Source organism: Actinotalea fermentans (assembly GCF_007991475.1).
Classification (GTDB): Bacteria; Actinomycetota; Actinomycetes; order Actinomycetales; family Cellulomonadaceae; genus Actinotalea; species Actinotalea fermentans.
Genome location: NZ_BJYK01000009.1, coordinates 370,441 through 383,601 on the forward strand (window position 1 = coordinate 370,441; position 13,161 = coordinate 383,601).

At 76.3% G+C, this 13,161-nt stretch carries 12 protein-coding genes; 4 read left to right on the top strand and 8 right to left on the bottom strand.

The window, feature by feature from the left end:
* Positions 1–1,274 precede the first annotated feature (1,274 nt).
* The 6 genes from AFE02nite_RS13655 to AFE02nite_RS13680 form a co-directional block, all read right to left on the bottom strand.
* Positions 1,275–2,672, bottom strand: a complete 1,398-nt coding sequence (locus AFE02nite_RS13655; protein WP_186814560.1) for a LacI family DNA-binding transcriptional regulator — start codon at positions 2,670–2,672, stop codon at positions 1,275–1,277.
* A gap of 20 nt (positions 2,673–2,692) precedes the next feature.
* Positions 2,693–3,592: a pyrroline-5-carboxylate reductase gene (gene proC, locus AFE02nite_RS13660; protein WP_261765624.1), complete on the bottom strand. Its 900-nt coding sequence runs from the start codon at positions 3,590–3,592 to the stop codon at positions 2,693–2,695.
* Positions 3,589–4,638, bottom strand: a complete 1,050-nt coding sequence (locus AFE02nite_RS17470) for a hypothetical protein (protein WP_186814578.1) — start codon at positions 4,636–4,638, stop codon at positions 3,589–3,591. The genes proC and AFE02nite_RS17470 overlap by 4 nt, the downstream gene beginning before the upstream one ends.
* A 97-nt stretch (positions 4,639–4,735) precedes the next feature.
* Positions 4,736–5,461 carry an ABC transporter permease gene (locus AFE02nite_RS13670; RefSeq protein WP_034249381.1) on the bottom strand — a complete coding sequence of 242 codons (726 nt, stop codon included), beginning with the start codon at positions 5,459–5,461 and terminating at the stop codon, positions 4,736–4,738.
* The gene (locus AFE02nite_RS13675) at positions 5,458–6,210 is read right to left on the bottom strand and encodes an ABC transporter ATP-binding protein (RefSeq protein WP_034249379.1); all 753 of its coding nucleotides are present in this window, start codon (positions 6,208–6,210) and stop codon (positions 5,458–5,460) included. Before AFE02nite_RS13675 ends, AFE02nite_RS13670 begins: the two co-directional genes overlap by 4 nt.
* A gap of 200 nt (positions 6,211–6,410) precedes the next feature.
* Positions 6,411–7,016 carry a TetR/AcrR family transcriptional regulator gene (locus tag AFE02nite_RS13680; protein WP_034249378.1) on the bottom strand — a complete coding sequence of 202 codons (606 nt, stop codon included), beginning with the start codon at positions 7,014–7,016 and terminating at the stop codon, positions 6,411–6,413.
* 127 nt (positions 7,017–7,143) lie between these two features.
* Here AFE02nite_RS13680 and radA point away from each other — a divergent pair, with 127 nt between their 5' ends.
* Entirely contained in the window at positions 7,144–8,577 is a 1,434-nt protein-coding gene (radA, locus tag AFE02nite_RS13685; RefSeq protein ID WP_146819829.1) for a DNA repair protein RadA, read from the top strand.
* An 83-nt stretch (positions 8,578–8,660) separates the two neighbouring features.
* Positions 8,661–9,746 carry a DNA integrity scanning diadenylate cyclase DisA gene (disA, locus tag AFE02nite_RS13690; RefSeq protein ID WP_034249227.1) on the top strand — a complete coding sequence of 362 codons (1,086 nt, stop codon included), beginning with the start codon at positions 8,661–8,663 and terminating at the stop codon, positions 9,744–9,746.
* 105 nt (positions 9,747–9,851) lie between these two features.
* Here disA and AFE02nite_RS13695 read toward each other — a convergent pair whose 3' ends face one another.
* Positions 9,852–10,469: a hypothetical protein gene (locus AFE02nite_RS13695; RefSeq protein WP_034249225.1), complete on the bottom strand. Its 618-nt coding sequence runs from the start codon at positions 10,467–10,469 to the stop codon at positions 9,852–9,854.
* Positions 10,470–10,667: 198 nt separating this feature from the next.
* On the opposite strand from AFE02nite_RS13695, the gene AFE02nite_RS13700 reads away from it, so the two are divergent.
* Together AFE02nite_RS13700 and AFE02nite_RS13705 are read left to right on the top strand one after the other, a co-directional pair.
* Positions 10,668–11,555, top strand: coding sequence for an HhH-GPD family protein (locus AFE02nite_RS13700; protein ID WP_407643105.1), 888 nt, complete (start codon positions 10,668–10,670; stop codon positions 11,553–11,555).
* Between the two features lie 4 nt (positions 11,556–11,559).
* Positions 11,560–12,495 carry an aminoglycoside phosphotransferase family protein gene (locus tag AFE02nite_RS13705; RefSeq protein ID WP_222594398.1) on the top strand — a complete coding sequence of 312 codons (936 nt, stop codon included), beginning with the start codon at positions 11,560–11,562 and terminating at the stop codon, positions 12,493–12,495.
* A gap of 52 nt (positions 12,496–12,547) precedes the next feature.
* On the opposite strand, the gene AFE02nite_RS13710 is transcribed toward AFE02nite_RS13705, so the two are convergent.
* Positions 12,548–13,033 carry an amino-acid N-acetyltransferase gene (locus tag AFE02nite_RS13710; protein ID WP_261765650.1) on the bottom strand — a complete coding sequence of 162 codons (486 nt, stop codon included), beginning with the start codon at positions 13,031–13,033 and terminating at the stop codon, positions 12,548–12,550.
* Between the last annotated feature and the right edge of the window lie 128 nt (positions 13,034–13,161).

Below are 13,161 nucleotides of genomic sequence, written 5' to 3' on the forward strand. Positions count from 1 at the left end.
ACGACGTCGCGCCCGCTCGCGGGCACCGGCCGCCTGGTGCGACTGGCCCTGCGCAGGGACCGCATCATCCTGCCGGTCTGGATCGCGTCCATCGCCGCGATCGCCTGGATGGTCATCGGCAGCTACGAGGCGACCGTCGGCGGCGAGGCCGAGCGGATGAGCACCGCCGCCTTCGCCGCGGGCAACCCGATGGCGCGCATGTTCGACGGACCGGCGGCCGGCTACGACCTCGGCGCGATGGTCATGGTCGAGAGCTACCAGGTGCTCGCGATCCTGGCGGCCCTGATGACCGCGCAGGCGGTCGTCCGGCACACGCGCCAGGACGAGGAGACCGGCCGCGCGGAGCTGCTCGGTTCCGCCGTCGTCGGGCGCCACGCGCGGCTCACCGCCGCGCTTGTCGTGGCGCTCGGCGCGAACGTCGCCCTCGGGGCCACCATCACCGCCGTGCTCGCCGGCACCGGCTACACGGGCGCCGGGGCGCTCATCTCCGGCGTCTCCGTGGCGGGGCTGGGCTGGGTCTTCGCGGGTCTGGCCGGCATCGGGGCGCAGGTCTTCAGCACCGCGCGCGGCGCGAACGCCGCCGTGGGCGTGGGCCTCGGCGTCGCCTTCCTCGTGCGGGCGGTCGGCGACCTGCTCGGCGACGTCGCCGCGAACGGGGTCGCCGTCGTGAGCGCGTGGCCGTCGTGGCTGTCGCCGCTCGGCTGGGGCCAGCAGATGCGGCCGTACTACGAGGACAACTGGTGGATCACCGGGCTGTTCCTGGCGCTCACCGCCGTCCTGGTCGCCGTCGCTGTCGCGCTGGCCGCACGCCGTGACGTCGGGCCGGGCATGGTCCCCGCGCGCACGGGGCCGCGCTGCGCCGCGCCCACCCTGCTGCACAGCCTCGGCCTTGCGTGGCGGCTCCAGCGCGGGATCTTCGTGACGTGGCTCGTCGGGCTCGTGACGATGGGCGCGGCGCTCGGCCCGATGGGCGAGAGCGCGGAGGAGCTGATCAGCGAGAACGCGCAGATGTACGAGCTGCTCGAGCGGCTCTCCCCCGGCGCCGGCGTGGTCGACCTGTACTTCGCCTTCTCGATGGCGATCTTCGGCATCGCGGCGGCCGGCTACACCGTCCAGGCTCTGCTGCGGATGCGCGCCGAGGAGGTCTCCGGGCGCCTCGAGCCGGTCCTGGCGACCGCCACGGGTCGGCGCCGGTGGCTGGCCGGGCACGTCCTCATCGCGGCGGCGGGGACGGCCGTCATCCTCGCGCTGACCGGCGTGGCCAGCGGCCTCACCTACGGCGCGGCGGCCGGCGACTGGTCGGTCATGGGCGACCCGCTGACCGGCGCCCTCGTGCAGCTGCCCGCGACGTTCGCCCTCGGCGCGTTCGTCCTCGCGCTCTTCGGCCTGCTGCCCCGGCTGTCCGGGCCGCTCGCGTGGGCGTCGCTGGCGCTGGCGCTCGTCGTCGGGCAGCTCGGCTCGCTGCTCGACCTGCCGCAGTGGGTGCTCGACGTCTCGCCGTTCACGCACGTCCCGCTCGTCCCGGCCGACCCGTTCGAGGCGACGCCGGTGCTGTGGCTGACGGCGGTCGCGCTCGCGCTCGGCGCGGTGGGCTTCGCGGCCTTCCGGCGCCGGGACCTGGCGATCGGCGCCTGACGGCGTCGCGGGCCCGGCTGGGAGGGAGCCGGGCCCGCGACGCGACGCGTCGGGTCAGGCCCGCGGCGGGCCGCTGCTCGCGCGGACCACGAGGCTCGGCGGGACGAGCACGGACTCCCCGTCCTCGCCGCCCAGCACCGAGACCACCAGGGCCATGCACGTGCGGCCCAGGTGCCGAACTCCTGCCGCACGGTCGTCAGCGGCGGGTAGAAGTGCGCCGAGCCCTCGATGTCGTCGAAGCCGACCACCGAGACGTCGTCCGGCACGCGCACGCCCGCCTCGGCGAAGGCGCGCAGCAGACCGAGGGCGAGCTGGTCGTTGGCGGTGAAGACCGCCGACGGCACACCGGACGCGACGAGCTCGCGCCCGACGGCGTAGCCGCGGGCCGCGGTCCAGTCGCCGGCGACCGGCTCGGGCGCCTCGAGGCCTGCGGCCGCGAGCTCGTCCCGCCAGCCGTCGATGCGCCGCCGGGCGTCGATCCAGTCGAGCGGGCCCGCGACGTGCAGCACCGAGCGGTGGCCCAGCTCGAGCAGGTGCCGCACCGCGAGTCGGGCACCGCGGTACTGGTCGCCCGAGACCACGTGCAGGGGCGATGGCAGCGAGGGCGGGCCCACCATGACCACGGGGACGCGGCCGGTGAAGGACCGGACGGCCTCCACGGCGTCGTCGTGCGCGGCGATGACGACGACCGCGTCCACGCCCTGGTCCAGGAAGTGCTCGAGCGCGGCGGAGACCGGCTCGACCTCCCACTTGGCGATGGTCGCGACGCTGACGAACAGGCCCGCGTCGCGCGCGGCGCCCTCGACGGCGATGAGGGTGGAGCTCGGGCCGAACAGCGCCGAGCCCGAGGACATCACGCCGATGGTGCCGCTGCGGCGCGTGACGAGGGCGCGCGCCGCGGGGTTGCGCCGGTAGCCGAGCTCGGCGATCGCCGCGAGCACCCGCTCGCGCGTCGCGGGACGCACGTTCGGGTGGTCGTTGAGGACGCGCGAGACGGTCTGGTGGGAGACGCCGGCGCGGGCGGCGACGTCGCTCATGGCCGGCGGCCGGACGGGATTCACCGGGGGGTTGCGCCCCCGCCCGTGGTGGAGCCCGACGCCGGGGCGCCCGACGCCGGGCCGCTGGCCTCGGCGGCGAGCTGCCGCGACCGGTCACGCGCAGCCTCCGCGGCGGCCAGGACCGCGGCGCGCACGCCGTGGGCGTCGAGCTCGCGCAGCGCCGCGACGGTGGTCCCGCCGGGCGACGACACCCGCTCGCGCAGCACCACGGGGTGCTCGCCGGACTGGGCGAGCAGCGCCGAGGAGCCCTCGAACGTGGCCACGGCGAGCTCGAGCGCCTGCGCGCGCGGGAGCCCGAGCAGCACGCCGGCCTCCGCGAGCGCGTCGACCAGGTAGAAGACGTAGGCCGGGCCGGAGCCCGAGACGGCGGTCACCGCGTCGAGGTGGTGCTCGGGGACCTCGACCACCAGGCCAGTCGCGGCGAGCAGCTCGCGCGCGAGGGCGACGTGCTCGCGCGTCGCGGCGGTCCCCCCGGCGAGCCCGCTCGCGCCCTTGCCGACGACGGCGGGCGTGTTGGGCATGACGCGCACGACGGGCGTCCCCGCGGGCAGCCGCTCCTCGTAGAACGCGAGGGGCAGCCCGGCCGCGACGGAGACGACGATCGCACCCGCTGCCAGGTCCGGCCCGGCCGCGGCGAGCGCCGCGGCGACGTCCTGCGGCTTGACGGCCACGATCACGACGTCGGCGCCCCGGACGGCCGTGGCGGCGTCGGCCGTGGTGGAGACGCCGTGGCGCTCGGCGACCTCGGCCGCGCGGGCGGTCGCCTTCTCGGCGACGACGACGCCGGCGGCGGGCACGCCCGCGCGCAGCACCGCGCCGACGAGGGCCTCACCCATCACGCCGCCACCGAGCACGGCGACGCGTCGCGCGGCGCCCTCCTCCGGTCCTGCGGCGGTCACAGCGAGAACGCCGTGAACACGTCGCGCAGCGCGGACCACGGGCCGTCCAGCTGCACGAACACCGTCGTGTTGGTCCACCAGAGCGTGCCGGTGCCGTCCGCGCGCGGCAGGAATACGTAGCGGCCCACGTCCTGGCCGTCGACCTGCACGGGGCCCTGCTCGGGCGACGGCAGCGGCTCCTCGGTGGGCGTCGCGGTTGCGCCGTCCTCGTCCTCGGCGGGCTCCTCGGCGTCGTCCGCCGTGCCGGCGGCACCGGCCTCGGGGACCTCGCCGACCTCGCCGGTGACCTGCGCCAGCACGCCGTCGAGCCGGGCCTGAGGCCCCGTGGCGTCGGCCCACTGCCCCGCGAGGACCGTCAGCGTCGTCGCGCCGCCGTCGGAGTAGACGAGGCGGTAGCCCTCGAGCGCGCCGCCGAGCAGCAGGTCCTCACTCTCGCCGGTCTCGGTGAGGACGTACTGGAGCACCGTGGACGGGAGCGCGTCGAAGAAGGGCGTGCCGGGCTCGCGCTGGATCGGGTCGATCGTCGGGGTCGGCACGGGCAGCGTGACGGTCGCGGCGGGCGGCGCCTCCGGCTCGTCCTGCCCGGTCAGCAGCAGCACGGCGGCGACGATCCCGCCGACCACGACCACCCCGATGACGATGAGGAGCCACAGCGGCGGCCGACGGCGGCGCGGCGGCGTCGCCGCGGCGTCCCGGCGCGAGGCGGGCGGCTGCGCCGACCCCGCCCCGGCGGACGTCGTCCCGGCGTGCACACCGAAGCCCGACCGCGCGGCAGGCTGCTGGGCGGGAGCGCCGGTGCCCCAGCCCGCGGGCTCGGGGACGACCGGGCGTGAGGGCGGCTGCGACGCGTGCGCGGACACCGACTGGCGGACGGGCGGCTGCCCGGGCTGCGGGGGCTGCGCGGACCACTGCGGCTGCGGCGGCTGCGCGGGCTGCGGGCTCTGCGCGGGCTGCGGCGGCTGCGCCGACCACTGCGGCGTGCCGCCCGTGCCGTCGCTGACCCGGTCGAACGGCCAACGGCCCTCGCCGCCACCGGTGCTGCTCATGCGTCCTCCCCCACCGATCCTGGGCGCCAGCCTAGGGCCTGCTCCCGTGCGGACCGGGGCGCGTGGGCGCGTGCCGCGCGAGCACGGCCGCCGCGCGTCAGGGCGTCCGACGGCGCAGCGTGGTGATGGCGAGGGCGAGCGAGGCGACGATGAACGCACCGATCGCGCCGACGGCGCCGGCGATGTCGCCGAGCTCGGCCCCGCGGGCGAGGTCCTGTAGCGACTCCATGCCGTAGGTCAGCGGCATCGCGCGGGAGAACCACTCGATCGCCTGCGGCATCTGGTCGCGGGGCATCAGCAGCCCGCCCGTGAGCAGCTGCGGGATGATGAACAGCGGCATCATCTGCACGGCCTGGAACTCGGTGTTCGCGAGCGCGGAGGCCGCCAGGCCCAGGACGCAGCCGAGCACCGCGTCGAGCACCGCGACCGCGACGATGAGCCACAGGTCGCCCTGGGCGTCCATGCCGCACACCCAGATGGCGAAGCCCGTCAGGACGAGGCCCTGGAGCGTGGCCAGCACGGCGAACGCGAGCGCGTAGCCGAGCACGAAGTCGGCCCGCCGGATCGGCGTCGTCATGAGGCGCTCGAGCGTGCCGCTCTGGCGCTCGCGCAGGGTCGCGACGCTGGTGATGAGGAACATCACAAACATCGGGAAGACGCCGAGCAGCAGCGGGCCGAACTGGTCGATGACCATCGGGGTGTCGGAGAACATCCACGCGACGATGCCCATGAGGAAGCAGGGCACGACGAGGATCAGCGCGATGGTCCGGCGGTCGTGGCGCAGCACTCGGGCCGCCGTCGAGAGGGTCAGGGTGGTGATCACGCCGCCGCCTCCTTCCCGGCCGCGTCGACCAGGGCGAGGAACGCGCCGTCGGCGTCCTCGGCGCCCGTGCGCTCGAGCAGCTCGGGGAGCGTCGCGTCCGCGAGCACCCGGCCCTGGCGCATGAGGACCAGCCGGTCGCAGCGCGTCGCCTCGTCCATGACGTGGCTCGACACCAGCAACGAGGTCCCGCGCTCGGCGAGGCCGCGGAAGAGCTTCCACAGGTCGCGCCGCAGCACCGGGTCCAGGCCGACGGTGGGCTCGTCGAGCACGAGCAGCTCGGGCCGGCCCAGCAGGGCGGCGCCGAGGGAGACGCGGGAGAGCTCACCACCCGACAGCACGCTCACCCGGCGGTCCGCGATGGGCGCGAGGTCCACCTCGGCGAGCACCCGGGCGACGTCGTCCTCCGGGGCCCCGATGAGGCGCGCGAAGTAGCGCAGGTTCTCGCGGATGGTGAGGTCGCCGTAGACGCTCGGTGCCTGCGTGACGTAGCCGACGCGGTGCCGCAGCCGCGCGTCGCCGGCCGGGAGGCCGAGCACCTCGAGCGTGCCGGTGACGTTCGCCTGGCCGCCGACGACGGCGCGCATCAGGGTCGTCTTGCCGCTGCCGCTCGGGCCGAGCAGGCCGACGAGCTGCCCCGCGGGGACGTCGAGGTCCATGCCGTCGATGATCACGACGCCCTTACGGCCGCCGCGCACCACGCGCAGGCCACGGGCGCGGACGGCTGGTGCGCCGTCGTCGTTATTCCTCATGTGAGGAAATCTACGCCGGGACCGCGCCGGGCGAAAGGACCTAGGACCCCCCCACGCCGACGGCGAGCCCGCACCCACTCGGCGAGCCCACACCCACTCGAGTGGTGCACGGTGGCGGCGAATCAGCCCAACTGGTGCACGGTGGCGCCACAGTGCACCACGTGAGTGAGGGATCAGGGCCCGTCGGGGGTGAAGTAGCGCTAGATGACCGGGCCCGCCTGGGCGACGACGTCCGCGACCGGGGCCGACGCGAGCGGCTCCAGGCGGACCACGTACCGGGCCAGCAGGAGGCCGACGACGTGCGACATCGCGAGGTTCACGCGCAGGTCCGCGTCCGGGCCGGGGACGATCGGCCGCACGCGCGCGAACACCTCGGTCATGAGGTACTCGCGGATCGAGCTCGGCAGGTCGTGCCCCGTCGCGACGCTCTGCAGCAGCAGCTGCATCTTCTCCTGGCCGTCCGGGAACTCCCAGACGCTGAGAACCGTCTCCAGGAGCCGCGTCCCGATGGTCTCGATCGGGCCGGCCGCGACGCGCTCGGCCAGGCGGGCCGGGTTGATCCGCGCGTCCATGAGCGACGCCGCGAACAGGGACGGCTTGTCGTCGAACCAGTACCGCACCAGGGCCGGGTCGACGCCGGCCCGCCGCGCCACCGCGCGCATGCTGCCCGCCGCGTACCCCCGCTCGAGGAACTCGGCCCGGGCCGCCTCGATGATCGACTCGCGGGTGTCCTCGCCGCGGGCACGACGGCCCCGCGGGCGCTGCGCCGCCTCGCGTTCCGGGGCGCTGGGCTCCGGGTCCACCATGAGCGTCAGCCTAGAGCGAGGGCGTCGCCGGGGAGCTCGCTCTCCCCCGAGCGGGACGGCGGCCGGTCCGGCCGGGGGCTGTGCGTGGCGGCCCGGGGGTGTCGGCGGGGGTCGGTACCGTCGGCGCATGTCCACCACCGCGGCGCGTGCCGCCACCGCAGGCGGCCGCGCGTCGGGGGGCTCCCGGGCGGGGCGCCCGGGGTACGTCTGCACCGAGTGCGGCTGGACGGCCGCGAAGTGGGTCGGCCGGTGCGGCGAGTGCCAGACGTGGGGCTCCGTCGTCGAGGACGCCGGACCCACGGCCGGCCCCCGCACGGTGGCGACCGCGCCGACGCGCGGCCCGGCCCGGCCCATCACGGCGATCGACGTCGAGACGGCGCGCGCCCGGCCGACGGGCGTCGGGGAGCTCGACCGGGTGCTGGGCGGCGGCCTCGTGCCGGGCGCGGTCGTCCTGGTCGCGGGCGAGCCTGGCGTCGGCAAGTCCACGCTGCTGCTCGACGTCGCGGGGCGCGTCGCGTCGGCCGGACGGCCCGTGCTCTACGTGACCGGCGAGGAGTCGGCGGGGCAGGTGCGCCTGCGGGCCGAGCGCATCGGGGCCCTGTCCCCGCACCTGCTGCTCGCCGCCGAGACCGACCTCGGGGCGGTGCTGGGCCACCTCGAGGCGACCGAGCCCGAGCTCTTCGTGCTGGACTCCGTGCAGACCGTCGCGTCCGTCCAGGTCGACGGCGCGCCGGGCGGCGTCGGGCAGGTGCGCGAGGTCGCGGCCGCGCTCATCGCCGCGGCCAAGGAGCGCGGCATCCCCGCCCTGCTGGTCGGGCACGTCACCAAGGACGGCAGCGTCGCGGGGCCGCGCACGCTCGAGCACCTGGTCGACGTGGTCTGCCAGGTCGAGGGCGAGCGGCACTCGCGCCTGCGCCTCATCCGCGCGAGCAAGAACCGGTACGGCGCGACCGACGAGGTCGGCTGCTTCGACCTCACCGACACGGGCGTGGTCGAGCTGCCGGACCCGAGCGGCCTGTTCCTGTCCACGACGGTGCACGACGTGCCCGGCACGTGCGTCACGGTGACGCTCGAGGGGCGCAGGCCGCTCGCCGCGGAGATCCAGGCGCTCGTCGCGCCGACGCTGCTCAGCAACCCGCGACGCACCACCAGCGGCCTCGACTCCAGCCGCCTCGCGATGGTGCTCGCCGTCCTGCAGCGCCGCGGCGGCGTCCCGATGGGCGACAAGGACGTCTACGCGTCGACCGTCGGCGGGGCCCGCGTGGTCGAGCCGGCCGCCGACCTCGCGCTCGCGCTCGCCGTTGCGGGCAGCGCCGACGACGTCCCCGTCGTGCCCGGGCTCGTCGCGTTCGGGGAGGTCGGGCTCGCCGGTGAGGTGCGCGCCGTCGTCGGGCTGCAGCGGCGGCTCGCGGAGGCGCGACGACTCGGGTTCCGGGTCGCCGTCGTGCCGGCGGGCGCGCTCGCCGAGGCGTCGGCACCCGAGGGCATGACGGTGCTGGAGGCGCGCGACGTCAGGCACGCCGTCCGGCTCGCCCGCACGCCTGGCGGGCAGAAGGACTGAGCCCGGGGAAAACGGACTCCCGCGCCCGCGCGTCGGGCGGGTGGTCCGCGCCTCGGCGGGGGGTGCACGCGTACCCTTGGGCCGTGGTCACCACCGAGCGGAGCGCCGAGGAGACCCTGCGCGCCACCCTGGCGGCCGTCGCCCCCGGAACCGAGCTGCGCGACGGGCTCGAGCGCATCCTGCGTGGCCGGACCGGCGCACTCATCGTGCTCGGCCACGACCGGGTGGTCGACGCCATGTGCTCCGGCGGCTTCATCCTCGACGTGCCGTTCTCCGCGACCCGCCTGCGGGAGCTCGCGAAGATGGACGGCGCCGTCATCGTCGACCGGGACGCGGCCCGGATCGTGCGCGCGGCCGTCCAGCTGCTGCCCGACCCGACGATCGAGACCACCGAGTCCGGCACCCGGCACCGCACCGCCGAGCGCGTCGCGAAGCAGTCGGGCTTCCCGGTGATCTCCGTGAGCCAGTCGATGCGGATCGTCGCGCTGTACGTGGGCGGCTCGCGGTACGTGCTCGAGGAGACCGACGTCATCCTGTCGCGCGCGAACCAGGCGCTGGCGACCCTCGAGCGCTACAAGGCCCGCCTGGACGAGGTCAGCGGCACGCTGTCCGCGCTCGAGATCGAGGACCTCGTCACGGTGCGTGACGTCGCCGCCGTCGTGCAGCGGCTCGAGATGGTCCGCCGCATCTCCGAGGAGATCGACGGCTACGTCGTCGAGCTCGGCACCGACGGGCGCCTCATGGCGCTGCAGCTCGACGAGCTCGTGGGGGGCATCGGCTCGGACCGTCAGCTCGTGATCCGCGACTACGTGGACCCGGGCAAGGGCGGCAAGCACCACGCCGAGGTGCAGGCGGCGCTCGCCACGCTCGACTCCAACGAGCTGCTCGACCTCGCCCACATCGCGCGCATCCTCGGCCTGGTCGGCCCCGACGACTCGCTCGACGGCGCCGTCGCCCCGCGCGGCTACCGGCTCATGTCGCGGGTGCCGCGCCTGCCGGGCGCGATCGTCGACCGGCTGGTCGGCCACTTCGGCGGCCTGCAGAAGCTGCTGGCCGCGGGCATCGACGAGCTCATGGCCGTCGACGGCGTCGGCGAGCAGCGCGCCCGCGCGGTCCGCGAGGGCCTGTCCCGCCTGGCGGAGTCGAGCATCCTCGAGCGCTACGTCTGACGCGCGCGTCCCGTTCCTCCACCCCACCGAGTGGAGCGAACCTGCTGTGATCCACCCCCGAGTGGAACGTCCTGCTCCCGTTTCGCTCCACTCGAGAGGGTGGGTTCACTCCAGCGTGAAGACCAGGTCGTTGCTCTCCGCGCCGACGAGCGTCGCCTTCGCGTGGTAGGTCCCGGCGCGCGGCTCCGGCAGGCCGGACGAGCACGTCGCGTCGGACCGCACGCGGGCCCACGGGACGCTGGCCGCCTCCTGGGCGCCCGTCGCCAGCAGGAGCATCCGCTCCGCCCCCTCGGCGCCCTCGACCGCGCAGTCCAGCGAGGACCAGATGCGGTCCGAGCCCGAGGTCACGACCACCTCGACCGACGCGTTCCCCGCGTCGACGGTGCAGCTGGAGTCGGCGGCGTTGGTGAGCGTCACGGCGAACGTGGGCGTGGCACCCGGGGCATAGCTCGTGGCGTCGCTGGTGAGGGCGAGCTGCAGGTCACCGGCCGCGCACGCGCGGGACGCCGTGGTGTCTGAGGTGTCCGGGGCGTCCGCGGCCTCGGTCTCGCCGACCGCGGGCTCGGCCGCCGGGTCGGTCGGCTCGTCGCTGCCGCCGTCACCGCGCAGGAAGATCGCCCAGATGAGCACCAGCACGAGGAGCGCGGCAAGCGCCACCACGGCCCGGCGGATCCAGTAGACCCACCGGGGCTGCGGCTCGAGGCCCCGCAGGACGGTGCTCATCGTCGTCTCCCCTCCTTGGCCACAAGGTACGGCCGCGCGCGGCCGCGCCCCGGGAGCCGCGCCGCGCGTCGGGCGCCGGCCGGGCACTGCGAGCGCGACCAGGGCCCGCGCGTCGGGGGCGGGCGCGAGCCGGGAGATGATGCATCCGTGGTGGCAGGCGAGCGGGCGGGCGTCGACGCGAGGCTGGCCGAGGCGAGGCTGGCCGAGGCGGGGCTCGTCGACGCGAGGCTGGTCGCGCCCGTTCTCGCCTGGTACCCGGGCGCCGCCCGCGACCTGCCCTGGCGCGCGTCCGACCGGACGCCGTGGGGCGTCCTCGTCAGCGAGGTGATGCTGCAGCAGACGCCCGTCGCGCGGGTGGAGCCCGTCTGGCGCGCGTGGCTGGACCGCTGGCCGACGCCGGCCGCGCTCGCCGAGGCGCCCACCGCCGACGTCCTGCGCGCGTGGGGCACGCTCGGCTACCCGCGGCGGGCGCTGCGGCTGGCGGCCTGCGCCCGGGCCGTGGTCGAGCACCACGGCGGCGCGCTGCCGACGACGGAGGCCGAGCTGCGCGCGCTCCCCGGCATCGGCGCCTACACCGCCGCGGCCGTGGTGGCCTTCGCGCACGGGCGACGCGCGGTGGTCCTCGACACGAACGTGCGCCGGGTCCTCGCGCGGACCCTCGGCGGCCAGGGGCTCCCCCCGGCGCACCTGACCCGCGGCGAGCAGTCGCGGGCCGACGCCGTCTGGCCCGCCGACGACGCGCGGGCGGCGGCCTGGTCGCAGGCCGTGATGGAGCTCGGCGCGCTCGTCTGCACCGCCCGGGCGCCGCGCTGCGCGGCGTGCCCGGTGGCGTCGTCGTGCGCGTGGCGCGCGGCCGGGTCTCCCCCGCCGACGACGGCGCCCCGCACCCAGGCGTGGACCGGCACCGACCGGCAGGCACGCGGCCGGATCATGGCCGTGCTGCGTGACGCCGTCGGGCCCGTCGGGGAGGGCGCGCTCACCGCGGCGTGGCCGCACGACGCCGAGCAGCGGGCCCGCGCGCTCGCCGGGCTGCTCGCGGACGGGCTGGTCGCGCGCGCCGGCGACGGCTACGGGCTGCCGGAGTGACGCCGTGACGCCCGCGCCCGAGCCCGCCGAGCTGCCGGCGATCCCCGCCGGCCTCGCCGACGCCGCGCGCGGGCCCGCGTGGGCCGACTGGCTGGAGCGCCTCCCGCGGCTGGCCGCAGAGGTCCTGGCCGAGTGGGCGCTCACGCCGGACGGCCCGCCGATGCACGGCCGCTGCGCGCTCGTCCTGCCGGTGCGCACGCAGGAGGGCACGCGCGCCGTCCTGAAGCTGACGTTCCCGCACCCCGAGGCGGAGACCGAGCACCTCGCGCTGCGGCGCTGGGGCGGGCGCGGCGCCGTGGCGCTGCTGCGGGCCGACCCGCACCGGTTCGCACTCCTGCTCGAGCGCCTCAGACCGCGCGACCTGCGGGACCTGCCCACCGACGACGCCGTGCGCGTGGTCGCCGGCCTGTACCCGCGCCTGCACGTGCCGGCGCTGCCGCAGACGCCGCGGCTGTCGACGCACCTCGCGCGCTGGTCGGACGGGCTCGCGGCGCTGCCGCGCAGCGCGCCGGTGCCGCGGCGCTACGTCGAGCAGGCGGCCTCGCTCGCGCGGGCCTTCTCGGCTGATCCGGGCGTCGACGCGCGGCTGCTGCACGGCGACCTGCACGACGGCAACGTGCTGACCGCGCTGCGCGAGCCGTGGCTGGCCATCGACCCCAAGCCCCTGGCGGGCGACCCGCACTGGGAGCCGGCACCGCTCCTGTGGAACCGGTGGACGACGGCCGTCGGCGGCGGCGACCTGCGCGGGGCGCTGAGGCACCGGCTGTGGCTGGCGTGCGACGTCGGCGGGCTGGACGCCGACCGCGCGCGGGACCTGACCGTGGTGCGGGTGATGGTGAACGCGCTGTGGGAGATCGAGGACGCGGCCGCGCGAGGCACGGAGCCCGACCGCGACTGGCTGACGCGGCAGGTCGCGATCGCCAAGGCCGTGCAGGACTGACGTCGGTGCAGGACTGACCTGCGTGCAGGACTGACCTGCGGCGCCCGACCGACTACAGGTGCACGAGCATCCGGGTGTTGCCCAGGGTGTTCGGCTTCACGTGCGCCAGGTCGAGGAACTCGGCCACGCCGTCGTCGTGCGAGCGCAGCAGCTCGGCGAAGACGTCCGGGTCCACGGGCGTGCCGTGGATCGGGTGGAAGCCGTGCCGGCGGAAGAAGTCGACCTCGAAGGTCAGGCAGAAGACCCGCTCCAGGCCCAGGTCGCGCGCCCGGTCCAGCAGTGCCACGAGCAGCGCGTGCCCGATGCCGCGGCGGCGCAGCCCCGGGTGCACGGCCAACGTGCGCACCTCGCCGAGGTCGGACCACATCACGTGCAGCGCACCGCACCCGACGACGCCGGTCGCGTCCTCGGCCACGAGGAACTCCTGGACCGCCTCGTAGTACCCGACGAGCTCCTTGGGCAGGAGGATCCGCTCGCGGGCGTAGGGGTCGACCAGGTCGCGGATCGCTCGCACGTCGCGCGGCATGGCCGGGCGCAGCCGGAGGGCGCCGGCCTCGGGGGCCGGGGCGCCACCCGCGGGGGCGGCGTCGTCGTCGGGCGAGAGCCAGTGCGGCGCGGACGAGGTCGAGGGCGAGGAATCCACGTCACCACGGTAGTGGCGGGGCC

Coding starts and splice junctions, on each gene's coding strand:
- AFE02nite_RS13655 (WP_186814560.1), bottom strand. CDS start 2,672: ATGAGCGACGTCGCCGCCCGCGCCGGCGTCTCCCACCAGACCGTCTCG.
- AFE02nite_RS17470 (WP_186814578.1), bottom strand. CDS start 4,638: ATGAGCAGCACCGGTGGCGGCGAGGGCCGTTGGCCGTTCGACCGGGTC.
- AFE02nite_RS13675 (WP_034249379.1), bottom strand. CDS start 6,210: ATGAGGAATAACGACGACGGCGCACCAGCCGTCCGCGCCCGTGGCCTG.
- AFE02nite_RS13680 (WP_034249378.1), bottom strand. CDS start 7,016: ATGGTGGACCCGGAGCCCAGCGCCCCGGAACGCGAGGCGGCGCAGCGC.
- radA (WP_146819829.1), top strand. CDS start 7,144: ATGTCCACCACCGCGGCGCGTGCCGCCACCGCAGGCGGCCGCGCGTCG.
- AFE02nite_RS13695 (WP_034249225.1), bottom strand. CDS start 10,469: ATGAGCACCGTCCTGCGGGGCCTCGAGCCGCAGCCCCGGTGGGTCTAC.